25 protein-coding genes and 2 pseudogenes are annotated in these 24,927 nt (G+C 53.1%); 12 read left to right on the forward strand and 15 right to left on the reverse strand.

Annotated features, from left to right (window positions below; translation table 11 throughout):
• Positions 1–561: 561 nt before the first annotated feature.
• Together HBO10_RS29135 and HBO10_RS29140 are read left to right on the forward strand one after the other, a co-directional pair.
• On the forward strand, positions 562–1,194 hold the full coding sequence (locus HBO10_RS29135; protein ID WP_169922209.1) for a DarT ssDNA thymidine ADP-ribosyltransferase family protein: 633 nt from the start codon (positions 562–564) through the stop codon (positions 1,192–1,194).
• On the forward strand, positions 1,194–1,904 hold the full coding sequence (locus HBO10_RS29140; RefSeq protein ID WP_169922210.1) for a hypothetical protein: 711 nt from the start codon (positions 1,194–1,196) through the stop codon (positions 1,902–1,904). The genes HBO10_RS29135 and HBO10_RS29140 overlap by 1 nt, the downstream gene beginning before the upstream one ends.
• Positions 1,905–2,085: 181 nt before the next feature.
• Here the strand turns inward: HBO10_RS29140 and HBO10_RS29145 are convergent, their stop codons facing one another.
• Positions 2,086–2,955, reverse strand: a complete 870-nt coding sequence (locus tag HBO10_RS29145; RefSeq protein ID WP_169922211.1) for an ImmA/IrrE family metallo-endopeptidase — start codon at positions 2,953–2,955, stop codon at positions 2,086–2,088.
• 14 nt (positions 2,956–2,969) lie between these two features.
• Entirely contained in the window at positions 2,970–3,341 is a 372-nt protein-coding gene (locus HBO10_RS29150; protein WP_169922212.1) for a helix-turn-helix transcriptional regulator, read from the reverse strand.
• A 213-nt stretch (positions 3,342–3,554) separates the two neighbouring features.
• Here HBO10_RS29150 and HBO10_RS29155 point away from each other — a divergent pair, with 213 nt between their 5' ends.
• The 5 genes from HBO10_RS29155 (at position 3,555) to HBO10_RS29175 (ending at position 8,912) form a co-directional block, all read left to right on the forward strand.
• Positions 3,555–4,304 (forward strand): multiubiquitin domain-containing protein, encoded by a 750-nt coding sequence (locus tag HBO10_RS29155; RefSeq protein WP_169922213.1) that lies wholly within the window; start codon positions 3,555–3,557, stop codon positions 4,302–4,304.
• Complete coding sequence (locus HBO10_RS29160; RefSeq protein WP_169922214.1) at positions 4,279–5,466, forward strand: ThiF family adenylyltransferase; 1,188 nt, start codon at positions 4,279–4,281, stop codon at positions 5,464–5,466. The genes HBO10_RS29155 and HBO10_RS29160 overlap by 26 nt, the downstream gene beginning before the upstream one ends.
• Positions 5,463–5,906 (forward strand): DUF6527 family protein, encoded by a 444-nt coding sequence (locus HBO10_RS29165; RefSeq protein WP_169922215.1) that lies wholly within the window; start codon positions 5,463–5,465, stop codon positions 5,904–5,906. Before HBO10_RS29160 ends, HBO10_RS29165 begins: the two co-directional genes overlap by 4 nt.
• Positions 5,907–6,472: 566 nt before the next feature.
• Positions 6,473–6,643 (forward strand): hypothetical protein, encoded by a 171-nt coding sequence (locus HBO10_RS29170; RefSeq protein WP_155953452.1) that lies wholly within the window; start codon positions 6,473–6,475, stop codon positions 6,641–6,643.
• Positions 6,644–6,698: 55 nt separating this feature from the next.
• Complete coding sequence (locus tag HBO10_RS29175; protein ID WP_262378138.1) at positions 6,699–8,912, forward strand: hypothetical protein; 2,214 nt, start codon at positions 6,699–6,701, stop codon at positions 8,910–8,912.
• 727 nt (positions 8,913–9,639) lie between these two features.
• Here the strand turns inward: HBO10_RS29175 and HBO10_RS29180 are convergent.
• The 3 genes from HBO10_RS29180 to HBO10_RS29190 form a co-directional block, all read right to left on the reverse strand.
• Positions 9,640–10,665 carry an IS110 family transposase gene (locus tag HBO10_RS29180; protein WP_169922216.1) on the reverse strand — a complete coding sequence of 342 codons (1,026 nt, stop codon included), beginning with the start codon at positions 10,663–10,665 and terminating at the stop codon, positions 9,640–9,642.
• A gap of 91 nt (positions 10,666–10,756) precedes the next feature.
• Positions 10,757–11,982 (reverse strand): IS3 family transposase gene (locus HBO10_RS29185; RefSeq protein ID WP_169922217.1). Its coding sequence is split into 2 segments (ribosomal slippage): positions 10,757–11,631 and positions 11,631–11,982, totalling 1,227 coding nucleotides; the frame shifts between segments, so codons are not numbered across the junction.
• 194 nt (positions 11,983–12,176) lie between these two features.
• The gene (locus HBO10_RS29190; RefSeq protein WP_169922218.1) at positions 12,177–12,875 is read right to left on the reverse strand and encodes a helix-turn-helix domain-containing protein; all 699 of its coding nucleotides are present in this window, start codon (positions 12,873–12,875) and stop codon (positions 12,177–12,179) included.
• 233 nt (positions 12,876–13,108) lie between these two features.
• On the opposite strand from HBO10_RS29190, the gene HBO10_RS29195 reads away from it, so the two are divergent.
• Together HBO10_RS29195 and HBO10_RS29200 are read left to right on the forward strand one after the other, a co-directional pair.
• A complete protein-coding gene (locus tag HBO10_RS29195) occupies positions 13,109–13,861 on the forward strand; it encodes a hypothetical protein (RefSeq protein ID WP_169922219.1) in 753 nt (250 codons plus the stop codon).
• A 54-nt stretch (positions 13,862–13,915) separates the two neighbouring features.
• Positions 13,916–14,494 (forward strand): transglutaminase domain-containing protein, encoded by a 579-nt coding sequence (locus HBO10_RS29200; protein WP_169922220.1) that lies wholly within the window; start codon positions 13,916–13,918, stop codon positions 14,492–14,494.
• 85 nt (positions 14,495–14,579) lie between these two features.
• On the opposite strand, the gene HBO10_RS29205 is transcribed toward HBO10_RS29200, so the two are convergent.
• On the reverse strand, positions 14,580–14,849 hold the full coding sequence (locus tag HBO10_RS29205) for a hypothetical protein (protein ID WP_169922221.1): 270 nt from the start codon (positions 14,847–14,849) through the stop codon (positions 14,580–14,582).
• A 90-nt stretch (positions 14,850–14,939) separates the two neighbouring features.
• Positions 14,940–15,572 (reverse strand): annotated as a pseudogene (locus HBO10_RS29210) (NADP-dependent oxidoreductase); the annotation flags it as partial.
• 238 nt (positions 15,573–15,810) lie between these two features.
• On the opposite strand from HBO10_RS29210, the gene HBO10_RS29215 reads away from it, so the two are divergent.
• The 3 genes from HBO10_RS29215 (at position 15,811) to HBO10_RS31560 (ending at position 16,992) form a co-directional block, all read left to right on the forward strand.
• Complete coding sequence (locus tag HBO10_RS29215; protein WP_169922222.1) at positions 15,811–16,197, forward strand: hypothetical protein; 387 nt, start codon at positions 15,811–15,813, stop codon at positions 16,195–16,197.
• Between the two features lie 32 nt (positions 16,198–16,229).
• Positions 16,230–16,616, forward strand: coding sequence for a hypothetical protein (locus HBO10_RS29220; RefSeq protein ID WP_169922223.1), 387 nt, complete (start codon positions 16,230–16,232; stop codon positions 16,614–16,616).
• Between the two features lie 166 nt (positions 16,617–16,782).
• Entirely contained in the window at positions 16,783–16,992 is a 210-nt protein-coding gene (locus tag HBO10_RS31560; RefSeq protein WP_262378139.1) for a hypothetical protein, read from the forward strand.
• Positions 16,993–17,079: 87 nt separating this feature from the next.
• Here HBO10_RS31560 and HBO10_RS31695 read toward each other — a convergent pair whose 3' ends face one another.
• The 8 genes and pseudogenes from HBO10_RS31695 to HBO10_RS29255 all read right to left on the reverse strand — a co-directional run bounded on the left by HBO10_RS31695 (position 17,080) and on the right by HBO10_RS29255 (position 24,642).
• A complete protein-coding gene (locus tag HBO10_RS31695) occupies positions 17,080–17,271 on the reverse strand; it encodes a hypothetical protein (protein WP_346343139.1) in 192 nt (63 codons plus the stop codon).
• Positions 17,272–17,493: 222 nt separating this feature from the next.
• On the reverse strand, positions 17,494–18,093 hold the full coding sequence (locus tag HBO10_RS29225) for a DUF262 domain-containing protein (RefSeq protein WP_169922224.1): 600 nt from the start codon (positions 18,091–18,093) through the stop codon (positions 17,494–17,496).
• Positions 18,090–18,410, reverse strand: a complete 321-nt coding sequence (locus HBO10_RS29230) for a hypothetical protein (RefSeq protein ID WP_178112612.1) — start codon at positions 18,408–18,410, stop codon at positions 18,090–18,092. The genes HBO10_RS29225 and HBO10_RS29230 overlap by 4 nt, the downstream gene beginning before the upstream one ends.
• Positions 18,411–18,557: 147 nt before the next feature.
• The gene (locus HBO10_RS29235; RefSeq protein WP_169922225.1) at positions 18,558–18,830 is read right to left on the reverse strand and encodes a hypothetical protein; all 273 of its coding nucleotides are present in this window, start codon (positions 18,828–18,830) and stop codon (positions 18,558–18,560) included.
• A 668-nt stretch (positions 18,831–19,498) separates the two neighbouring features.
• Positions 19,499–19,789: pseudogene (locus tag HBO10_RS31565) on the reverse strand (Sir2 family NAD-dependent protein deacetylase); the annotation flags it as partial.
• A gap of 238 nt (positions 19,790–20,027) precedes the next feature.
• On the reverse strand, positions 20,028–21,791 hold the full coding sequence (gene herA, locus HBO10_RS29245; protein ID WP_169922226.1) for an anti-phage-associated helicase HerA: 1,764 nt from the start codon (positions 21,789–21,791) through the stop codon (positions 20,028–20,030).
• Entirely contained in the window at positions 21,788–23,038 is a 1,251-nt protein-coding gene (locus tag HBO10_RS29250) for a DUF4297 family anti-phage-associated protein (RefSeq protein WP_169922227.1), read from the reverse strand. The genes herA and HBO10_RS29250 overlap by 4 nt, the downstream gene beginning before the upstream one ends.
• A gap of 779 nt (positions 23,039–23,817) precedes the next feature.
• Entirely contained in the window at positions 23,818–24,642 is an 825-nt protein-coding gene (locus HBO10_RS29255) for an inositol monophosphatase family protein (RefSeq protein ID WP_169922228.1), read from the reverse strand.
• Between the last annotated feature and the right edge of the window lie 285 nt (positions 24,643–24,927).

Below are 24,927 nucleotides of genomic sequence, written 5' to 3' on the forward strand. Positions count from 1 at the left end.
GAGCCACGGGCGTCGTTAACTTTTGGTGAGTATCAGGACGGCGCAGGCTCGGATGTCGAGGTACGTGCTTATGCACCTGCCTGCGGGGTAAATGAAGATCCGGTGTGTGGAAGTGGTAACGGTGCGATGGCTGCATTCATTCGTCATACCAAATAGACTGAGTTTTTTGGCAAGCACATACAGGCGAGCCAGGGCGCAATCGTGGGGCGTGCAGGTGTGATTTACCTTTTGATTGAGGATGATTCAATCCAGGTTGGTGGTAGCGCAGTAACCTGCATCAGCGGTCAGATCGACTTAGACTGAAGGGTATTGCCGGATTAGGCCAACTGCAGATACCGGCAGTGGCCTGACATCTCAGCGCTCATTTCAACATACCGTACGGTTGGCCTAGAACGGATTTGCTGGTAGTCCCGCATGAGCCGAGCAGTGAAATAGTATCAGTAGGGGGCGATGGCCTGAGGTTAGACGCAATTCGTTACATTAATCATAGCGCTAAGCCACTACAGTTTCATATTGCTTGACTAGCCTTGAGGTATCCCACATAACCTCGTAGGTACCGCTATGCCAAGACCTGAAATAGAGGCTTACAGTCAGGAGCGCACAATACCCTTACTGCTTCACTTCACCAGGCTCGCAAACCTCCCTTCGATCCTGCAGCACGGTCTCCGCGCTGTAAGTGAGCATGGCACGCTACGAAGCAGCCCAGTGATCAACGACGAAAATCGTTTTGATGGGCATCTAGACGGCACGTCGCTGTCCATAGGTTTTCCAAACTACCAGATGTTTTATAAGTATCGTCAGCTTGCAAACACGGATTGGGTGGTGCTTGGCATTGATCAATCAGTGCTGTGGACGAAAGACTGTGGCTTCTGCCAGCGAAATGCGGCTACGAACGATATGTCTCAACAGTCACTCGATAACCTGCGGACGCTGGCAGCTTTCCAAGGTATGTTCGACGAGATCGAGGCGCTGAGTACCCGTCAACAGCAGGAGCTCAGGAGCTTCGACCCTACAGATCCTCAAGCTGAGGTGTTAGTCTTCAACAGGATCGAGCCAGAGCTGATCCGGGGTGTGGCATTCCACAGCCAGGTAACTCGAGACCACCATGCTGGTATTTGTGGTAATCGGGTATTGCTGGTTCAAAGCCCTACTGGCGGGTTCTTCGGTTCTCGCTCATATGCAAGGTTGTATTGATGGCATCCAGACCAGTCTTTATTCCAACACCAGGGGCAAAGACTCTTGCCCGAACTGCCTCTGTGGACTTCAAGTGGTTCCCAGGGATGTCGGTGTCTCAAAAGCAGCGGTCGATTGACTCGCTACACGCCGCTGCCAAGGAGGCGGTGCCTGCAATCGGTGACGTGTTGGAGGTTTCGAGTAAGTCCAAGGAGAAGCTAGGTGTAGCGCTAAGCGCCTTCAACTTAAGTTTTACTACCCTGAAACAGAATTTTACGATGAGTGTGGAATGCGCCTTTCAGGGTAGCAAGGTTTTTGAGCTTGGAGGCCCCTTTAAGGATTTGTTTGGAAAGACATCTCGCGAAGCAAAACTCGATGAGAGAATAAAGAACTCTGGTCGATTGGTGAAGTTCAGTTTCTACGGTATGGACTGGGATCTTGAACCACGTACGGCCTTCTATGACTGGTTGTATATTAATGCACTGAAGAAGCAGTCTGTGGAAATGATTGATGAAATCTTGTCGTATTCGGCTTTCACTGATATTGAGTTTAATCCTGAAAAGTCAATTAACTGTCAGGCATACTCAATAGCTTTGTTTGTTTCTTTGCATAAACAAGGCCTGTTAGATGAAGCTGTAGCTTCTAAAGAGTCGTTCTTGTCGATAGTTAGTAATGCTTTGGTTTCAAGTGCAAGCCAAAGCGAAGACGTACAAAGAGATATGTTGAAATAAGGGAGCTGGCAGTCCATCTCCTTTATGGATGTCAGTATGATTTCTCATCATGCCGTTTTGTGAGCCCTGAACGCTCAAGATACCTGCGAAGTAGTGGCGATAGCCGAGCAGTGTTGTATTTTTGTAGCCACTCCTCGAGATTTTCCACGTTTTTTGGCAAGTCGCCTCTGGTGGTAGGGTACTACCGATACCTAGACCAGCCTGGGCGGCCATCCAGCTCTTCCAGAAGATCATCGTCATCGTGTTTCGCCTGATAGCCATTCGACAACGGGCGGGGCTCGAGTTCTTCGAAATTCAGGATCGATTGAGTTTGCCTGGTCGGTGCGTGGTATGTGGCTTGCTCGTAGCATGCGAACCGCCGAGCATCATCACTGGTGCTCCAATCCGTCCCCTCAATGTCTGCTTCATGAAGGCCGCTGATTCCGGCCTTGTACGCATTGGCTGCAGCAGAGTTTTGAGGAAGGGGAATTCCTTTGCTGATCCACACTCTTGCATCGCGCAGGGCCTTAGAGCCAATGGAATACTTGACCACGCCGTCCTCCGCGACGACGAAGGCCAAGTGACCTTCTGACGCTTGAGCGAACTTGGAAGCAATACACGAGCGGGATGCCTGGAAGTGGTCTGCCAGTTCGACAATATGCTCCAGAGTGAAGTCCTTGTCCTCTGCAAGCGGCTGGATCAATGCCCAAGGAACCAGGCACTCAGCAGCGAAGATGTCGCATGCAATCTCTTCCTGAGGACGCCCAGTGAACCGTTCAAGCTCATCTGCAGGCACTTTCTCACCATGCTGGGACGGGAGCTCAAGGACATGGTGTGCAATCTCATGGAGGATAGTGAAGCGCTGTCGAACAACGCTGTCATTTTCGTTGACCCAGATATGCTTTTTTCCGCGCCTTTCAAAGGTGTTACCAGCTTCACCATCGGGGAGCTCCACACGTGAAACCTTGAAGCCTAAGTGGAGCGCAAGTGCCTCCACATCAACAGGTGCTGTGTTGATGCCTGCGTCCTTCAACAGTTTCCTGGCCTTTGAGATCACAACGTTTTCGTCCATGAAGTTTCTCACCGTTACATTTGCTGAATGAGTTCGATCCGTTTGAGCCAGGCCTCTTCGGTGTTCGGACGTTCACCTCTGAAGCTCATCGTTGCTACGTCTTCAAAATCTTCCCATGGGATGTCCGTGCGAGAGACCATCAGATGATAGAGAGAGTCCTCCACAGTGACCGACTTGGCCAGCAGCTTGAAAACATCACCCTCGCGGTCATCTAGCTCAAGCGCATGGCTCAAGCGCATGACAACGTCCTCTGACGGAGCTGCTCGATCACCCTTCTCCAATCTCCAGATGTACGCGTGATCCAAGTCGCCAGCACGTTTCTCCAAGTCACGGAAGCTCAGCTCTTTTCGTTCACGCATGGTTGCAATGAACCCGGCCAAATCCATTTATTTCTCCAACCTATTGCAATGCCCAGATGGGCGGGAGTAGTCTGTTGCCTAGCTAGACAACAGCTCGCGATTCATTACTCATGATAAGCGGCTTTTTTTTGAAGTCCACTGTTGTCTGGCAGGGCAACGACCCACGGGTCGTTTTTTAAGATCGGTAGTGTTGTCTGTGCAGGCAACAGCTCATTTGGTTCAGATACGAGGATTTTCCCTATGTCACAGTTGAACGATTTTGAGGTTGAGGACGTGGCCGCTGCCGTCTTGGCGGGCCGCGAGGTGCGGGGTCACGGCCCATACAAAATCCAGCTCGGCAACGATGCTCTGGAATACCGGCCACTGGTGATCGCTGATCCTGTTCCAACCGGGCAGCAAGTCTTGGAGGCTGCGGAGCTCCGACCAATGGACGAGTACCTGCTGTTCCAGGTTCTCACCAACGGCCACTTGGAGCTGCTTAGTCCTGGTGAGACCACTGACCTGCGCCAGGCTGGCATCGAGAAGTTCCTGGCATTCAAAAGTGATCGCACCTTCCGCTTCCTCATTGATGGGCGGGCACAGGACTGGGGGGCACAGCGCATTTCTGGGCGCACCTTGAAGTCGCTCGCCGGCGTTGATCCGAAGCTGTACGACATCTTCCTGGTGATCCCAGGTGATGACGATGAGCTGATCGAAGACCGCGACCTGTTCGATCTTGCGCGTCCCGGTGTCGAGCACTTTGCCGCCGTGGAGATCAACATCAAGGTGTTCGTGAACACGCAACAGGTGATCGTCCATTCGCGCAACCTTACCTACTGGGAAGTGGTGCGTCTGGCCTACCCGGAAGCGGTGCCGGATCCGAACGCACAGTTCACCGTTACGTTTGCGAAAGGCCACGAAGGTAACTCCATGACCAACTTGGTCGATGGCCAGCACGTCCGTATCAAGAAGGGGATGCACTTCAATGTCACACCAACTGATAAGTCGTAGTCCTCACCTCCTGCGCCTGCGTAACGAGGGGTACAACCTAGAGACCAAAGAAGGTTATCTCTTGGTTCGAGATGTGCCCTACGTGAACGCTCAGCGGCAGGTGTGCAAAGGCGTGTTGGTCATGGCGCTCAATCTGACCGCTGATGTAGCGATCAGTCCGAGCGACCATACGGCACATTTCATTGGTGACTGCCCTTGCGATTCGCAAGGGCGTCCCCTCGAGCAAATCATCAACAGCAGTGGTACCAATCAGCTGTTGTCGGATTTGGTCGTGAACCACTTCTTCTCGGCCAAGCCCAAGGCGGGCAACTATGTCGATTACTACGAGAAGGTCTCGATTTACATTTCGACTCTGAGTGGCCAGGCTCAGGCTATAGACAAGGACGTCACTGCCAAGACGTTTGCACCGTTCCGATCCGATGTGGAGGATACGGTGTTCGCCTACACCGACACAGCCTCGGCACGCGCTGGTATCGGAGCACCCACCGGGAGGTTCAAGGGGCTGAAGGTAGCAGTGGTTGGGCTGGGTGGTACCGGAGCTTACATCTTGGATCAAGTTGCTAAGACGCCAGTGGCGGAGATCCATCTGTACGATGGTGATGTGCTCCAGCAGCACAATGCGTTTCGCTACCCTGGCGCTGTTTCCTTCACCGACCTTCAGCGGGGAATGAAGAAGGTGGAGTACCTCAAGGAGAAATACGGGGAGATGCATCGCAGCATCAGTACCCATCCCTGCATGGTCACTGCAGGGAATGTCGCTGAGCTGGGAGCTTTCGACTACGTATTCCTCAGTGTCGATAACGCTGCCGTGCGGGATTTGGTGGTGAAGGCACTCCGAGGTACGCGAACCTCGCTTCTTGATGTCGGCATGGGTGTCCACCTGGTGGGCGATACGCAACAGGTCTGGGGGATGTGCCGCGTAACGACGCTCACGTCAGGGCATCACGAGCACGCGAATCGCACCATGCCGCTCACCGAGAACTCTGCAGAGGATGCCTATCGCTCGAACATTCAGATCGCTGACCTGAATGCCCTCAACGCGGTACTCGCAGTTGGCACCTGGAAACGGCTCTGCGGGTTCTACGTCGACCAAGTCCAGGCCGACCACTTCACCTACTCGACCAACTTGAACGAGATGGGCAACAGCGAGGAGCGCCCATGACCATCAAGAGCCTCACGCCTCAGTTCGTTGAGAGCTTTCCGCAAAAGCTGGAGCCCGGTGAGCTTTACCTGGCGATGGAGTTCGCAACTGCAGCGCACCTGTGTGCCTGTGGCTGCGGATACAAGGTGATCACCCCGTTTTCACCAACCGATTGGCAGATGTCATTCGATGGTGAAACAGTGTCGCTCAAACCTTCTATCGGCAACTGGTCGTTCAAGTGCCGCTCTCACTACTGGGTACGGTCTGGCCGCATCGAGTGGGCAGGCGATATGTCCCAGGCGGCGATCAACGCCGGGCGCAAACGTGATGCCGAAGCGAAAGCACGTCGGCAATCACCAAGGCCAGTGGAGGATCTGGTTCGTCAGCCTGTCCCTCCATCCCAGCAGCCAACCGAGGCAACGTCGCTGATCACCAAGATCAAGGCGTGGCTCGGACTCTGACGGCCTCACTCATTTACCTAAGGGAAGAGGGCCCGCAATGGACGCAATGGGCCCCTCGATCCCCTCGAAAAACCCTACCTCAGAGCTATCACGCAAAATGACCAGCCACCGAAGTGGGGCCGTGATACCTCCGATTAGCGCACCATTATGGTGCTAAAAAAAGTGGAACTTACACTTTAAGTGTATGATTGCCATGTGCCATACTCGGTTCATCCAATGAATTCGCCCTGCTGAGGCACCTCCCTGCGTGGAGGTTTTAGAGCTGCAACTCCCACAGCAGGCGAGCGCGGGCCAGATTTCCATGTGAATGCTGGTCGGTGGCTACGCTACCGTTCGACAGATTTTGAGACTGTTTTGTCGTGAACCTTGGAGCTTCTGCTCGGTCTGTTCTACAGTCGAATATGCCGCTGGTCGGCTGTCAAAAGGTAGTGCTTGTGAGCTAGGTAAGCGGACTCGATAATCCGCGCCGCCGCCGCAAGCGCCGAGCACCACGTCGCAGTCCAGTGGTCGCGCATTGGAGAGAGGCTGTAGATACAGTGAAAAATACCGACTTGGGGAGGGAAAGTATGGGCCTGGAGCGTCTGTTCGAGGAAACGCGTAAGCGTATGGGGGCCAATCGCGAAGAGCGACTGAAGGCTGCCCGCGTCCGTTCGGAAGAATTCAACCGCCGTGCAGCTGAAGATTTCGCTGCTCAGCAGATGAACCGCGAACTACTGGGCCGTACCTGCAGCCTGTAAGTCTAACCTTTTCAAGAAAGCAGCCTTCTAGGCTGCTTTTTTTTGCGCGATAACAATGACTCCATACCTCGTTTCCAAATTCGAAAAAGCAACGTTGAGTGCCTTGATCCGTGAAAGCTTCGATGCTGATTTCGCGGACATCTTTTCCAAACCTCAGGTTTCGTACCTTTTGAAGTACCTGAAGGAGCTGGGGGCAGAAGGTGTTCTGCTGGAGCCCGAGTACATTGACCGCGAGTTCTTGGAGGACTTCTCGAACTACTACGTCAAGCGCTTTGGCAACGATGGCTACATCTGCTCGCGCCTTCATTTCTTCAAGTGCCGCATCAGCCACAAGGACATGGACGATCTGCTCCTTGGACGGCCCAGCGCTACGCTGACTGCCGAATTTCTCCAAGAAAACTACCTAGGCTTCATGGTCGTAAAGCCGTTGACTAAGACTTTCGTGGGCAAGACGTGCCTGCGGGTAGTGGGTGAGCCCAACATGGGTGCGGGAGTCCGCAAAAAGATCGCTCGGCGTTATGACGTCAGTCTCTTCGGCATCGACCTTTACGTCGATTCCATTGCTTTCCAGGAGCAAGACAAGGTCGTTGCAGCCTGTGCGACGACCGCCGTGTGGACGGCGCTCCACGGTTTCCCCGGGCGAGATGTCAGAAGCGTCACTTCCTGCAGTCAGATCACTATGACTGCACTCGACCTTGAGGACAGCTCCGGCAACGGGTTCCCCAACCATGAGCTCAGCAATGAGCAGATCCAGCGTGCACTCGATGCCGAAGGGCTTCGGTACCATACGACTCAGTTGAGAGAGCGCTCTTCAGATTGGTTCGCTGACTACGTGGCCGCACATGTCGACAGCAACTTGCCCGTCATCCTCACGGGTATGGTTTACGGCCTAAATCGTACTCCCGACAAAAAGTGGGACATCGTGGCTCGGGGCGGCCATGCGATAACGCTGCTCGGGTATGACTTCCGGGATGGGGTTCGGTCGATCTACATGCACGATGACCGCCTCGGCCCGTATGCGCGTGCGCAGATCATTACCCTCAAAAAACTTCTCGGCAGGGACACGCCACCGGGGATGGCAGACACCTGGGTGATTGCGATTTCCAAGCGCAGTGACAGCGGCGTCTGGGAGAAAAAAGCCCACGAGTTTCTGCTTCCAGAAGTCTCCATTGCGTTAGCCGCGAAGAAGGCGCGACTGGCGTACACCTATGCTTACAAGACTGCTCAGCGGATTAACGTTGAGATCGACAAGTGGATGAGCAACATCAGCCGAGTGCTGGGTATCGAAAACCAACCCACAGGCCATACCATCCAGTTGGTCACCGTTTCAGAGGCGCGACAGGGGCTGCTTGCGTTCGATGCCACGAGCCAGTTGGGCAACTCGCTGGTGAATGGCGACTTCAAGCACGTCGTCGACGAGAAAACGGTGGAAATGTGGGAGCAGGACAAGATCAAGTTTCTGACCAGCCACATTGCTCGGTGGCAATGGCAGATCGACTTCCTGTGGGGCGACCACCAGACCTTCCGGATTTTGCTTGACGCTACAGACATTCCTTCGGGCAACGCCATCTCCGGCGTGTTCATCTTCGATCTGATCTACGGTCGGATCACGCTGGAGGCCTTCAAGGAGATCATGGGCAAGCTTGATCCACCTGAGCAGCCGCATTTCTATAACGCATTCCTGAAAAGCCTGAAGCGACGTGCAGATGACTACGCCGGTAATCTGCAGAAAAAGTACGGGGCGCTTCGGGCACCTAACTACTTGAAGGATGACGAAGTCTCGGACACTGGCGAGGGTAAGAACCGCACGACGAAGAGCTTCTACGACCCTTCTGAAAAGCTTCTTCGGACACTGTTCGGTGCGATATCGAAGGACAGGTACCGGAACCTGATCTGGGCAATCGGCAAGGATGGCATTTTCCACGTCGCTGAAGACATCACCCACCCAGTGGTGCTTGGCCATCCAAGCATGACGGGCCTCCAGCCAGCACGGATTGCAGGTGAAATGTGGTGTGAGTTTGATGGCAAAAAGCACACCTGGTACGTGAACTCTGAATCCGGTCGCTACAGTCGTGACTACAGCACGCCTGGGGTCTACCTGGAAAACGCGATTCGGAAGATTTCGTCCATCTTCCCGACTGAAAAGTTTGTTCTTGGTGGGAAGCGTCCCCGAGCTGTCGCCGTACCGGAAGTCCCGGCTGTAGCGGAGGCCTCGGCTCCAGTAGCAGAAAATGTGGCTACGGATCCGGAGCTCAAGCAGGCGGAGTGAGTGTCACGGCAGCACCTTCTGAAGCAGTAGAAGGTGCTGCTGAAGGCAGGCAAAACACTCGGCCAGCCAGCAGCTTTTCGCCCTGAGGCACTGTGTGCGTTTCATCCGTTCGTACCCCCGCAACTCGCGACACATCCACACTCAAGCGCATCGAATTATCGCCAGTTTCTGCTCGCACGGGCCTCTGCCATGCCGAGCGTGAGAACCATGCAAACCCCACCTCTAGAGCCTCTTTACAAGGGCTCATTATTGACCGCATCCACGCCGCTCAGGGGTAAGCGTCTGCCGAACACATCTTGCACCAGCCCGTTTGGTGCGGGGTCAGCATATGAGCGAAGCTGAGGGGCGCGCCAAACTTTGAGCATTCTGACAAGGCGCCAATCATCCAGGCGTTGGATCATATCCTGGGTATACCCGAGCAGTCCTTGGTTTGGCTGTACCTGAACAAAGGCACTGGACTTGCCCCTATAAATCTATGGTCACCCCCATTTTTGCAATGCTGATTAACGGGTGAAGTGGTTGGCTTGCTTAAATCTATCCGGCGTCTGTATGAGGCATGCCCCGCGCCATGATGAGAGTCGCGCCTGGCAATCCTGAAAACCGGAGCGGCTTCTAAAGCCGTTTCATAAGTCAGGTTCTTCGCCAGGCCGGTGTGCCGTTCACGTCATCCATTTTTCAGCTATCGCAAAACCTGAAGGTGCCTCGTGGTACTGCAATAACAGTAGGGTCAGGCCGCCATGGCGTCTGACCCTGCTTCAAACACTGTATGGTGAGCAGATATTGCCCAGGCAATTCGCGCCAGTTTATTGGCCAGAGCGCACGCCACGACATTGGAGTGTCGTCGCTGAAGCAATGAGCGCACCCAATCAGCCAGTGCCCCTTTTTGACTGTCGAGCCTTTGCATATAAACCCTGGCGCACTGTACCAACAGGCATCTGAGGCTCTTGTCTCCTCGCTTGCTGATCCCCTTCAAGTTAGACCTGCCACCCGTGCTGTACTGTCTGGGAACCAGCCCTATGGATGCGGCGAAGTCACGACTGCATCCGAATTGCTTGCCGTCTCCCATTTCGACAGCCAGCAGGCTGGCGGTGATCGGGCCGACGCCGGGCATACTCAGCAAACGACTGCCCAGATCATCGTCAGCCAGTTGGCCAGCCATCTCTTTATCCAGCTGCGTGATTTGCTCATCCAGATAGCCGAAGTGTGCGTGCAACCGCTGCAACAATGTGCTGAGCCGTATCGGCAACTCATGCTCGGCCAGAACGCTAGGCAGACGTTTTATGACCGTCCGCCCCAGAGGCAAGCTGATGCCGAACTCCAGCAGGAAGCCATGGAGTTGATTGATTGTTTTGGTGCGGTCACGCACCAGCGACTCACGCATGCGATGCAGTACTGAGAGCGTTTGCTGGGCCTCGGTTTTAGGCGAGACAAATCGCATCGAAGGGCGTGAGGCGGCTTCGCAGATCGCCTCGGCGTCAACGAAATCATTTTTGTTACTTTTAACAAAGGGCCGAACAAACTGCGGGGATATCAGTTTGGTTACATGTCCCATGGTAGCCAGTTCGCGGGCAACGAAATGGGAACCAGCACAGGCTTCCATCACGACAGTACAAGTGGGGCAGTTGCCGAAAAAACGCATCATCTGCACGCGCGAGAGCTTCTTTCGAAACATCTCTCGACCCGATACGTCCTGGCCGTGCAAGTGGAAAGTGTGTTTGCCGAGATCGATACCGACCAGTGCCAATTCGCTCATGATGATGGCCTCCAAAATAAAGCACCCTGCGAAAGCGTAGCCCTCGCAGGGTGTGGGGGTGACCATCTCATTACCGGACACCAACTCCCCGTTAAATTGATGTTCCCGCTAAGCGCCTGAACTCCCTCGGTGAACGATATTTCAAGGCGCTGTGCGGATGCTGCTCGTTGTAATGCTCGAAGGCAATTGCCAGGTTGCGCAGCGCCGTTTCTCGATCCGGCTTGGGCATGTGCGCCACATAATCACGTTTGAGCGTCTTCACGAAGCTCTCGGCCATGCCGTTGCTCTGCGGGCTGCGAACTGGGGTGGTCACCGGCTGCAAACCGATCTGTCGAGCAAACAGGCGTGTCTGTTCGGCGGTGTACGCCGAGCCGTTGTCGCTTAGCCATTGCACCGGCGTAGCGGGCAGTTGATCACCAAAGCGCTTCTCCACGCTTTCCAGCATCAAGTCGCGGATATCATCGCCGCTGTACCCGGTCGGGCTCGCGACCCAGCCGATGGCTTCGCGATCACAGCAATCGAGGGCGAAGGTCACGCTCAGTTTGGCACCGTCCTCGCAACGGAACTCAAAGCCGTCCGAGCACCAACGCGTATCACTGGTTTCCACTGCAATACGGCCTTCGTGCCGACGCGGCACGCCGGGCTGTTTGATCCGGCGTTCAAGCAAAAGGTTGTGGTCACGCATCACCCGGTAAATCCGTTTCACGTTGACCGCCGGCAGCGACCGCTTTTCACGTGCACGACGCAGCAGTCCCCAGACGCGACGGTATCCATAACTGGGCAGTTCGCTGACCTCTTGCTGGATTTCAGCGACCAGTTCTACATCGTTCACAGGCCTGCTTCGCCGCACTTTGGGCGATACCGATTGCTTGATTCGAACCGTTAATTGCGAGCGCGCCACACCGAGACATTCGCTGACCAGCTTCACTGGTCGTCCCCCGGCAACAAGGGTGAGTGCGCAATCCATTTTCGCGACCGGGCGATCTCCACGGCCTCTTTGAGGATTTCGGCTTCCATCGTTTTCTTGCCCAGCATCCGTTGCAGTTCACGGATCTGCTTGAGCGCATCGCTTAGCTCGGAGGCAGGCACCACGGCTTCGCCAGCACTGACCGCCGACAGGCTGCCGTCCTGATACAGCTTGCGCCACAAGAACAACTGATTGGCATTGATGCCGTTGCGCCGAGCGACGACCGACACACTTTGTCCTGGCTCAAGGCTCTCGCGAACCATGGCCAGCTTTTGCTCTGGACTCCAGCGGCGCCGCCGCTCCTGGCCCAAAAGCTCCCCACTCTTGTCGTTGCTATTAGTCATAAACATAACCGTTTGCCTATCCCTTATCGTAAGGGGGAAACGGTGTCCTGTCTTTCATGGGGCTCGTTCAGGCACCCATGAGGAGGCAAATCGCGAGGACTTCGACGTAGGCGTGGTTGAATTGGTGGTGCACACGCTTGAGTCGCTTAACGCGTTGCAACTGCGAGCCAGATAAACGTCCTAGCACGCCGCAGTTCTGATCAGAATGGAAAATCCAGTTTTTTCTGCACCGCAAATTCGCCTGGTGCTTTACCTCGTTCGAAAGCGATCAAATATGACATCTGGACGGTCAAGGGCTTCGCTTCTGACTGCTCGCCAGAAACCCTCAGATGTACTTTGCGAGTCGCATATTGAATTGATACCTCAAGCCCTTGCAGCTCATTGATCAGCTCCTGCATCTCGTCGTAAACGGCAAATTTGGCGCTTTCTGAATAATCGCGGGCGCAGTCCCTGTAGTCGCGAAAATAGTCCACGAGTGACGCAAACACCTCGTGGGCATCACGCTGCATTTCAAAGCCGGGTTGGGAAATATCTACTGTGGAGCTTTCTGCAAGCGTAGCGAGCTGGTGTCCAGTCGACAGAGGCAGCGCCGGTAGGGTGACGTAGTCGCGCTCAATACGGGCTTTCTCTGCTCTCAACTCCTCTTCTGAGGGGATGTCGAAGGGCTTGTTAAAGGCATCGATGTCTTCGATCTCGAAAGCAACTGCGAGCGCACGTCGAGTATCAGTGCTTGCCGACTTGGCATTCTCAACGCGCTGTACAGTCCGTACGTTCAAGCCTGCAAGCTCGGCCAGAGTCTCCTGTGACCATTGAAAAACCTCCCGCATTTTGCGGATGAGTGTGGCAAATTCTTCGAGGCTCAACACGCGAGGCTGGCTAGACGAGGTGTTTGTATTCATTTTCAAGCTCCATGAGATTGTCGGTACGGCTCATGATGAAGAAGCCGCTGATGACACAACACGACAGGAACCCGACAGAGAGCCCACAAGGCCTATAGCTTTGCTGAGGTCTCGATGAATTGAGGCCGGCTGCAGACACTTGCACGTCTTTGCTCAGCGTAGTCGTGATACCGTCCTCCAAGCCCGTGACCGAGTGTAGGCCGGGAATGACAATTATCTACCAGGACAGCGAAATGGACATTCGGTACTTCCTTGAACAGCGGCTGGCTTTTATCAAGCAGCTATATCTAAATGGGGTCAGCCCGTTTGAAGATCGCCAAAGGAAAATTGAGAACGAGGAAGAACCCTTCATCCCGCCCTATAGCGAAGATGAGGAGCCGGCATATTTGAATGAATGGCTGGAAGCTGATTCGTCATTGCAGGTACTGGGTAGCGCATGCTTATCAATGATCGCTGCTTCGCTACACTTATACTTCAAAGAATGGGAGCATCAGCTTGGGCCTGCTCCAGGGCCTTCACTTAAATCAGAATTCAAAAATGGCGGATGGCCAAATGGCTACAGGGCATTCTACCGGGCCCATGGTTCAGACCGGTTTGAGGATGGCCCATTCGATTTCGTTTTGATTGAAGAGCTCGTGCTGGCGAGGAATAGCATCCAACATCCCGACTCCCTGATCTTCGAAACATCTCGATATTCTGACGACGCGCTTCAGAAGATGCCAAACCCATTTTTCGTGAGTGATCGAGAGAAAAACTTGATTGAGGAGGCAGATGGTGAGAGTCGGCAATGGCTATATCGCCCCCACATTCACATCACTACCGAGAAATTTCTGCACGCTGTTTCACAGGTCTCTGCATTCGTGAAGTGGCTAGAGGATCAAGGGGAGACCATCTTGCATAAGCGTTATCTTGAGCGAAAGCGCCAACGCGAGATCGACGCTGGCTCCACTCCTATCTGGCCCCAACCAGATGCATTTTCCGATTGAGTTTGAAGCAATGGTTGGTCAGAACGAACGCAAATGACCGACAAGGTCGAATAAATGCCCAAGGGATCCTTTGTGCCTTCAACTTTAATAGACATTATTACCCGCGACTGTGGCGCGGAGGCCTATACCGATTACGCAGAGTTCCAAATTACCGATCCTGATGTAATCGTTAGCGCCGCTAGGCAAACGCTCGATTCGATCCCTCCATCATTTGGTTCTTGCGTCATGGTCAGTGCTGGCTTCACTGCCATTCTCAAATCTCAAGGGATACCCGCAGTTGTCGTTCTCGGAGACCTACTGATTAACGGCCACTATGCTTTCGAGTGCAGGGGGAACATTCCAGGGGCAACCTACGAGGGTGAGTTTGTGGACGCCAAGTGGGATGGTCACGCCTGGGTAATGCTCGCAGGTGTGCTCTGCGACCTATCGATCTTCCGAAGCGCCTACGCCACAAAAACGCCAAGCAACCTCAAAACCTTCGTCAGCCAGCAGTTCGGTGAGGGCAAGGGAGCACTGATGTGCCCCCACGATAGCTTGCCAGTCGGCATGGAGTTTGTGCCCAAATTTGCTCTCAATAACGCTCAGATTCTGGGGATTCTGGATGGTTTGTCCAGGCAAGCACTTGAGAGCTAAGTGACGAAATTCGAAGTGGCATTCACGGCTGAGCTGGGAGCTGAATACGGAATACGGCAAGTCATAGCAAAGTGCTGGTTCGACGCTATTGCTCCAGCATTAATTTGCGCCAGGCTATTATTGGAGGTGTTGGCAACGCTGGTTTGGAATGCAGCTCAATTTTTCCTGGCTGTGAAGCTGGGTTAATAAAGGGCATTTCTGATGAGTGATTTTCACGTATAACTAAGCCAGACGTTTCGTCCGGGAGGCTGGTTGAATTACCGATTAATAAGTCGACGGTGCATATTTGACCTTGACCTTGAGCTGATTCAGGGGGCAGCACGGATTTACGTGTATTAAAATTATCGACAGTCATTACCCTAATTTCCTAGCCTGCTCGCATACGTCTATCTGAAAACGATATGAACCCTTGTCCCGAGCTCCAGTTATCGAGTGTCAGTTGTAGTCATATGAGCTTGATGATCACTTTCCCTTTGGCTCTGCCCCGTTCGACATAGCTCAATGCCTCAGCCGTGGACTCAAACGGGAAGGTTTGGTCTATCACAGGTGTGATAGCTCCGGACTCGACAAACGCAGTGATTTTGTTCAATTGAGCACCGCTCGCGCGCATGAACACGAACGCATACCTGACGTCCTTTTTGCGGGCTTTTCTGCGTATGCCACTGCTCAACAAACGCATTACCCAACCCAGTCCCCAGAACAGCTTTTGCTCCTGTGCGAACTCTGCTGTCGGAGGCCCCGAGATGGAGATGAGCTGGCCACCAGGCTTTAGAATCCTGAGTGATTTTTCCAGCTCGACAGGGCCGAGGCTGTTCAATACGACGTCGTAGTCGCGCAGGACTTCTTCGAAGTTCTGCTGCTTGTAGTCGATGACAACGTCCGCACCTAACGCTTTAACCCAATCCACGTTACTTGTGCTGGTCGTGGTCGCGACGAAAGCGCCCAGATGTTTTGCAAGCTGGATGGCAATTGTGCCGACGCCACCGGAACCTGCCTGGATAAAGACTTTTTGCCCCTTCTTCAGCCGGGCTGTTTCAACCAGCACCTGCCAGGCAGTCAGCGCAACCAAGGGAAGGGCAAGCGAAACGCGTTTGAGATCAAAGTCGAACAACGGCACACTCATGGACGCTTTCTCTCCGAGCCAAATTGGGTCAATCTTATATTCATGCAAGCTCTAGGCAAGCGGAGCGCGCAGACGTGCTGGATGGTAGCCCGTAGGGCCGAGACGTGGCTTGCCACGGCCCGGTTCACGACAGCCCTCCGCCATGGGCGGCACGCTAGTACCGCTGCCCAGTTACACCCAACCTGGAGGCTGTATGACCCACGATGAACTCCGCAAGCTTGAGAGCACCAGGCGGAGGGCTCTTTGGGAAATTGCCAGATTCCTTCCAAGTGATCCGGAGGCAGCCGATGCCTTGGCCATCCTTGATGACCTCGACGACCAGGATCAGAACGACACGCTTCCCACTGATAAGCTATTCGAGCTCAGTGAGGTTCGTGATTCTGTTACAGTGGAACGTCATCACTCCGGCATCGACATAGTCCTAGAAAGGAATATTCCGCAGCCATGGAGAGAGCGTTTCCTACAGGCGAGCATCGGATCGACCCGGTTGTCGGATGGGCCATATGCCCATGACTGGGAAAAGTTTCTGAATGAGTGGGAGCGTGAGATGCAGCATCTTCAAAAGCACCGAGCCGCGTAGGCTGTACGCAGTTAGGACGGCTGGATCGAGCGATGGAAAAGCGTATGCATAAGCAGTTGAGCCGCCTTACAGTCCCTTGTGAGGGTTTGATATGGCAAGCGGCCTGCAATTTCTTCGGTCGCATCGGACTTGAAGAGCTCATCACCGAGTTACTCAAAAAACATGGCACAAAAACTCACCGCAGCTCCCTCGAATACCTGCGCCTAGAGTGGATAGGAGTTGATGCCATTGAAGCTCTGCGCGCAGCACAAGAAGCCGCAAAAGTTGGCTGGCCGGCATTTGATGAACTGCCATTTAAGGTCGCTATTTGGAGCTGCTACAGGCGCTACCTCGCAGATAGTTTAATTCAAGCACTGCCTGTGGAGCTCATTCCTGCTCCAGTCAAAGGGCTGCGACTGGAGCTAGACCTTGGGTTGTGAGTAGAAAGCGCTACGCGGTGGGCAAGCGGAGAGCGCGGACGTGCAGGATGGAAGCCCGAAGGGCCGAGACGCAGACTCGGTTCACGACAGCCTTTTCCCGGAGGGCACGCACCACCTCCACACGGTAGGCTACGAGGCGAAACGACCAGGCTAAGTGGAGAATTCGATGGGAATGACGGACGATGACGACACAGTCTATTGCGACGTTCAAATGCCCTTGGCTCAAGGCCGGGAGTTGCTGCAGCTTGTGAGCACACTGAGAGAGTCAAATGCCCACCCGGCTCTCAACAGAGTCTTTGAGCGCATGCAGGATGAGCTCAGCACATCAATTGATATCATTGAAAACCCACCGACATGGGCCCCGTGGTGCCAGTAAGTCGAGCTTCGTAGGACACCTTTATTTTGTAGTTCTGAAAGGATGCTAAAGGGCTGGGGCTGCAAGCAGGTTGGGTGCTCGCTACCGTTATTTTTGAACCAGGTCTTTGTATAACTCTCGGGCTTCAAGGATCTGATCCCTGATCTCCTCGGGGTCAATCCTCATGCCACCTCGTGGTGTCACCTGCAGTGTCTTCAGGGAGTTCGCAGCTTTGATGAACGCTCGCTCTTCTGCTTGAACCCATTCAGGACGTTTGTCTTTCCAAAATGACCATAACATCGGGCTAACTCCAACACTGATTGGATGGAAGCAGTATGTGGCAGCTTCAGGTAATGTCCAAGCCGAGAAGTGACTTAGGTCATCGTGCAAGCGGAGCGCGCAGACCAGGAAGGTCGAAGGCATGAGGATGGAAGCCCGCAGGGCCAAGCCCCGTCGATAGACGGGGCTTGGTTTACGACAGCCATCCCCAGAGGGGCATGCCCAAAAAATAGGATCTAACGGTTATCGAACCGCGCGCTGATCGTTCGTACGAGAAGCTACACCCATGGCGTAAAGATCATAAGTTTTTCGCAACAACACTTCGTCATCAGACGATACATGTGTGTGCGTGAAGACTGTCGACAAGAACCGCTTGCGTTCCCTATTGCCAACTTCAGACCAAACCCGTGGTTGCCCTTGAGCATCTGGGACTGCCAAGCGATCAAGAAGGTACTCCTCTAGGCTATGCAACCGCTGCAAGCCATCGATCAAAATATCGCTGTTCTTCGCCGTTGCTCGCCCCCCACCCGAGTCGCACCACTCATTCGTCATATAGCTCCCGAGATCCGCCCCCGACCACACCGAAACAATGAACCGAGACTTCTGACCTACATTCCACACCACTGACCGATGCCAAGACGGAATAGGAATGCCCATTACGAACCCCGAAGCCCAAGGATACTTCTCGTGAGCAGCAGATGGCTCTACCAGGTGTTTTTCCCAACGAGAAACCAAGATATCAATCGGATATTGGTTGGTGCTGGTTGCCAAAATTTGACGAGGCATTCGCAGGCTTGGATCTGAAATTTCGTCATCCGCGTAGCGCTGAAATTTGGAAGTCATGAATGTCCTTGGAGGAGGGGAGTGCTAGAGGTGGACGAAACATTTGAGCGGATGAAATGCCGCCGCCACTCGTTAACGATTGAAATGATCAGTAAGTCACGCTCTGTGGAAATTTCGATCTGCTCACCGTCGACGAGCGCCTGCGCATAGCCCTCAGCGAAGGCTGCAGCTTTGTCAAAGCCCGAAAGGGAGTCAGAGGACTGGATGTAGCTGACTAAACGTTCCCACGCCCTGCGTTGACGATGACCCTGGATGGTCTCGGCAAACGACACGGCGCCTTTCAGGCAGCGTGCAAATGCGATGGTTGGTAGGTTCAAAACTGGTTTCTCAAGATGTCATAGGTATGACAAACGGTTCGTTTTGAGAAACCTTGAGCCCGATCGGAAATTTTTTTCAGAAGCTCACCTGCCTGGGATGAAGATCTGTTGCCTCACGGCGCCATTCCCGCCAAGAGAAAGCGGAATTCATCCTTCATCACTTGATAGCTCGGTGAGTATTGATGCCAGCGCCGTCGCCTGCTGAGGCGTGAACCTAAAACGCGACTCATCGATTTTGATTGAAATTACGCCGTTGGATTCTGTATCCAAGAGAACTGCGTAACTGTTGTCATCGTCTATGACCGCCCCCTTTGAAGTGCCTGGGCTAGTGAAGACGGCAAGCCTGAACTCGTGCGAGTCACCCTTCAGGGAACCATACTTGAGCGTGAAGAATCTGTTCGGGGGCAGCTTTGTACTCATGGTCTCGATATTCCTCAGAAAATAAGTCGCATGACTATTTAAACGGAGGCGAAATTCGAAACTTGAGTGGTGGGTTAAAAAATAAATCTGCCTGAAAAATACTTTGCGCAGCGCTAAAGTTTTGCTCGAAATAATCCGTTTAAGTTTGTGTTTCACGGAAAAGCACTGTGTGGGAAATGATGAGAGAGCATAATTTTGCGGAAATTATTAGATTCAGGGCCGAGCGCGCATTTTCATCTAATGAAACCATCTGCCCAGCCTCATCTTTGATCGGATGCTCAGCAGTTTGTGGGAGCGGTAGCCAATGTCCAAGCAAGAGGGTGAGTCGGATCGCTCTGTAAGCGGAGCGCGCAGACCATGATGGTCGAAGAGCGTAAGGATGGAAGCCCGAAGGGCCGAGACCCGTCATCACGGGGCTCGGTCTACGACAGCCGCCCCCGGAGGGGGACGCCCGACTATTGGAAATGCAAAGATTACCGAACAGCTCGTTGATCGAATGACCGAGGCACTACGCCCAGCGCGCAAAGATCGTATGTCCTGCGCAATGCTACCTCATCGCCAGAAAGACACCCTTGCATGAGCAAAGACAGTCGACAGGAATCGCTTTCGCTCGCCATTGCCAAGTTCAGACCAAATCCTCGACTGTCCCTGCGCATCTGAAACGGCCAAACGGTAAGCTCCTGTACATGCTTGGCGAGCTCAGCTATAGCACGGTGCGCGTCATTCGGTTGTGCTTGGGCTACCTTTCGGCGGCGCCACTCATACCAGTCCCAGCACAGGCTTGGGTCAGCAAGATAAGCCTCTGGGTTAGCCAACCTTGGTGGGCCGAACCGCTCCTATATTCCCGTCAGTGCTTCTCGGAATGTTGGAATACCGCTCTCTGCTGAAGCCCTCGCACCTGTGAAAACCACGACGTGATTTGCGTCTGCTAAGCACTTCGCTATTTCGTCCATCGGCATCGGCTCATCTCCAGGCTCAGAAGCAAACATCATCCCCAATATTCTGAATCAACCAAGGCGATCTCGTCCTCGAGCGCCTCCAGTACAGCCTTCTGTTTCTGTCCGTGACAGAGGAGCTGGTCAGAGGTGTGCGGATTGGTGGCGTGGCTTCAATGATCGGCGACCGGCCCGGCGATTGCCTATGTGAAGCTAGGCCGGGCCGTTCGTGCTCCTCGGTTCTCAAGATGAGCAGCAGCGCTTATTTTAGCCACTCAGTTGTAATGTCATCGAAGCTGAGATCTTTCCATTCGTCCTTCCACAACTCCCAATATGGGATGTCGGCAGACGATGGCGCTGGATCACAGACGTCGATCTTTACCAGAGATGGCATCACCAGTGAATCGCCGATTAAGAGCGCTTCACCGGCGCCCAGGTTTGGCATTTTCTCAATCAGCTTGCCCAACGTGTCCGGCAGCAGTCGGCGAACATAATTCTGATCGCTTGGGTTCGTAAGGCGCATTGCGACAAAGTTGTTACATTGGGAGAAGATGGTTTCTGAGATCTCGGATGGACGCTGACTGGAAAGCAGCAACGTAACACCGTATTTACGACCTTCTTTTGCGATCCGTTCGATAGACTGTTTTGCTGCTCGGTACTTTGTGAGCTCACTGGTGGGTACGTATTTATGAGCCTCTTCATACACCAGCAGGATAGGGGCATCGTTATTGATGGTTTCCCCGTTTTTCGTCCGGTATACCTTATAGTGGTAGCCATGTTCAAAGATCAGCCGGGAGATCAGCGACACGGTGATGCTCAGTACCTCAAACGGAATTCCGCTCAGGTCGAGGACGGTTACGTTAGCGGTTTTACCTGGCATGTAACCTATTAGGTTGCGGAGGGTGCCCTCAAGCGAGGCAGCCTTAGCGTCAGGGCCAAACAGGAAGCGCAACCTCTCCTGAGAAACCTTAGACTCAAAGCGTGTGAAAAATTTATCCAGGGATCCATCAGCATAACTACCATTGGTAATGCTTTGAGGTTTTGTTGAGTGGAATTCTAGTTTTTCTTCAAAATATTTCAGGAGGCGTTGCTCATCGTTGAGTAGGATGCCTGTAGTTGGGTCGGTCTTGCCCTCACTCAATAGCTGGTAACTGCCATCGTTGATCATGTAGAGGTTGGAGTTCTTTGCGTTTGTTGTTTCATTCTTGATGTTGTAGAGCGCGTTCATGACCTCATGGATATCGAAGAAGACGGGGCTGTCGTAGAAAATCTTAGCGAAAGCCTTGTTGTGCTTCTTTTTATTTTCCGTTACTAGGTATCGGAAAACAGAGGACTGGTTGTAGTTGTCGCGTTCTCCGGTGTCGAGGAGTACCTCTTCTAATTCCTCACTGTTGAGTAACCAGTAGGGGAGGTTCAAGCTATTGATGTCGATATGGTTGGCATCAGGGAAAGCTGTTTTGTACTCGGAGTGAATGTCAAAAATAATAGCGTGAGAGTTGTTGGGAGAGTTGCTTGCGGTTTTTGCTGTAGAAGTTTGAATGATTCGGGTGACGGTATTCGACTTGCCCGCACCAGTTGAGCCCACAACGGCAATATGCTTGTTGAAGAACTTGTTTCCGTCAACAGGTACCCTGATCTCAGGATCTGCGAGCAACGCTGAGAACTCGAGTTTCTTGTGTTCGGGTACGGAATCCTCAAAGATTTTTTTGATGTCGTTTAGTGTGGCAGGCTCTACCCCGGTTGGAGGTATAGTCAGAGCATCTCCACCTCGAATGAATTTTTCATCCTTGATTACCCCCAGCGGTAAAGCTTCGATGACATGCCGGCGATCCGATTTATGGTCTACTTCAATCAGAAAGCTCTCGATGATGGCAATGAGAACGCAATCCTCATGGTCTGTCACTCTCAGGTAGGAGCCAACACGCAACAAGGGGTGGCCATCGGTAAAACTGCCTAGGTCATCTACGCAGATTCGAACTTTGTTAGGGTAAACTGCAATGACCTCAGCTTGCGGTTTTGCTGTCATCTGATCATCTCCTTGATGTCTTCGAGGGAATCAACCTTGATTGCTGCGTACAATGCTGCTTGGGGAAGATCCAAGCCGGCTGTAGGGGTTTCGTGGTAAAACTCGAACACCTCAATGGGGCGGCGATGCGCTGCACGCAATGTGCTATTGAGGTCGGTCAGTTCGTCAATCAGCTTCAGGCGTGTTTCCGTATGAGAAGTAGGCCCTTTCAAGAGAGAGTCGACGTAGAATTCTGATCCCTTGAAGTCATGTCCATCAAGGAAAAGGACAGTCGAATCTCGTAAAGATTTTTTCAGTTCTTTATGTCCAATTTCATCTGTATTGGCTAGATGAAGGTAAGGGCAAAATCTGTCGCTATCTCTGATTCTAGAGCTTGCGCGGTTAGAGAACTTTTTACTGAATTTCAGTGCCAAGTCTAGCGCGTTTCCCACGTTCAAGCTGTTGTGAGGAAGGTTTACAATGAAGAACCTTGCCTTGTTCTCAATTGATGTGGCAGCGCTCTGCTTGAAATATTTGTCTCGCACCAGAGTGGCATACTTTTTCGCGCCTTGATATTGCTTAAGCCAGCTGCTAAATAGCAAGTTCTTGTTGTTGATTTCCCTGAGAAACCTTTTTTTGTTGGTTTCTCGCGCCGCCTGATTTTGCTCGATTGCTAGGGCTCGGATGTTGTTGATCGATGCAGGGTAAAAAAGGTTTTCGGCGTCTTCTTTTGTGGCGCCTGGTATGGTAGAGGTCAGTAATTTGGTGATGCTTTCAAACTGGCTCTCATAGCTTTGAGCAAATACGTCGATTTCAAGTTGCCCCGCGAATTGGAGTATTTCAGCATCTGTGATGTTATTCTTCGCATGAACCAGTTCGGCCGGGCCTTCTTTCTTTGTTGTTGTCAGGAAGTGAGTTTTAATAAAGTCTACGGTTATTAAATGTCTTTCTGGCAGTTTTTCTTGGCCGCTATTGTAATGGCCGTAAAGTTTGTACTTTGGAAGAGGTGTCTTTGTTGAGCCTACATTCTTGAAGTGAACAATCATTGCTGCGATTGCAGGCTTGATCACGGAGTGGTTGTAATCCGTGGCTGCATAATATTTGCATTGAATGTACTTTTCGTTCGATACGTCATCAATGTCGACGTCTTCGACCCCCTCGACGGTTATACTGGTGTCCTCGTCGACTGCTTGCAGCAACTGAAGAATTGCGAAATCGAACTGGTAAAAGTAGCCCTTGATGGTCGCGTTGGCAGCCCGGTTAACCATTAATATGTCCTATTAGCAATGGCATCTAGATAGGCGGCGCGAATCAAATATTTGCACCTGCCGTTGAGAGGAGACCCATGAGACCGTCATAGTTTCGTCGTTATAGCCCGCCCTGGAGACAGAGTATCTATCACCAAAGTGGCATGGTGATAGCGCGTTAGGCGTGGTTGTTTCAAATTGATGCAATTCTAGATTGCAATAGGTTTCGCGCGGAATGTGCCAAGGCGACATCTGTCAGATGTGCGGAGGCGCACAAAAGAGTCGCGGGCTGCTTAACCTATTGGATTTAAATGATTTTTTTGGTGATCTTGATGTTGAACTGCTCATTTGTCTGATACCTCTAGGTTCTACTGAGAACATGCGACATCGAGTAATAGAGGTGGTCGGGGCTAAGCATTTCTACCTCCACATCCGACTTACAGGCAGAAAAAAACCACCGGAAGGCGGTTTAGGGGTCTTGCTCGGGGTCTCCGGCTCGAGCCAGCGGGCTTTGGGCGTGCTGCTCTCGATGTCATTTCCTCAAAGGGGGGGGGATTGGTGCCAGACACGTACCACACCAGCATATGACGACCCCCTCCCGCTAACAACAGGCACATTGGTAACGCACAGGTGATACAAGTAAGGCGATCCTCCCTAGGCTAATGCGACCACGCGCAAGACATGCGAGCGGAGCGCGCAGCCAAGGATGGCGAAGGCGCGAGGATGGAAGCCCAGCGGGACGAGCCCTGCAGGGGCTCGGTTTACGATAGCCGCCCCTCAGGGCGCGCCCAGATTTTGTTTCAGCCGGCGTTCTTCGCAAAGACTTTGTCCCAATCTCGTGTCACGAGGTCAGCACACGCATTTGGAGTCCCACCAAAGCACCGTTTGGATACCCGATGCATCTCCGCTTCCGTCTGATACTTGATAGGAGATCCATGCTCGTCCACTAGCACCCCCTTGGCGCCTATCAACAACGCATGACCGGCTACGACGTCGTGAGCCGAGACTGAGTAGAGCGATACACCGCACACTCCATCTCCAGCGGCAACCCGAGCCAACGTGTAAGCGATTGACGGCATCGGATGGAAATCTCCAGGGGAGCAGAGCTCTCGATTAGTGTTGGGCTTACCGGACGCTGCAGTGCTGACCATTACAAGGCTGCCTTCATCGAGATCTTGTTGCGAGAGATCGACTCGAATCGGGGTGTCATTGCGTAACAGGTGATCCATGCCGACAGCCCAAGCAATGCAATCGGACTCACCCTTGGCAGTGACCGGCGCGTGCACAACACCTAGTACCGGCATGTTTCCCTGAAGCAAACCTACGGACACCGCCGAGCCCGCAAATCCATGCAAGAAATCGCTAGTGCCATCGTTCGGATCAACCACCCAGCACAGGCTGTTCCCCGTCAGCACATGCCCCGTCTCCTCACCCCACCAATCACAGGGCAAAAGCTTCAAGAGCTCAGCTCGGAGCACTTCTTCAATCTCGAGATCGATATCCGCCTTATCCCCGTATCCCCGCCGACCAGCAGGCCGAACGTACTCCTGAGCTAGGAACCGCCCGGCTTGTTCAACTGTAGAGATTACTAACGGAAGGATTTGCTGCACGTCCAGGTTTTTCAAGCTAGCTCCGAACGCAGGGGGAGGGCACTTCTGAGTTCAGAAGGAGGCGCATCATCGTAGTATCGGTGTGATTCCAAGACCTGATGTTAGCATCATGAAAGCTAGCCAATCCTTAGCCGCATGCCGCCAATTCCACACACGTCCGCAACCTCCCTTTACAGTCTTACCGCTTTGGAGGAGCTGGTGGCGGAGCAGCTGGTGGAGCAGCCGGGCGCTGACTTGTTGTTTGCTTGCTTATGCCGTCATTAACGTGAATCTTGCCGCCAGTTTGATTGGTCATGCTGA

The sequence above is a fragment of the Pseudomonas sp. WS 5503 genome, assembly GCF_012985385.1.
GTDB classification, from domain to species: Bacteria; Pseudomonadota; Gammaproteobacteria; order Pseudomonadales; family Pseudomonadaceae; genus Aquipseudomonas; species Aquipseudomonas paracarnis.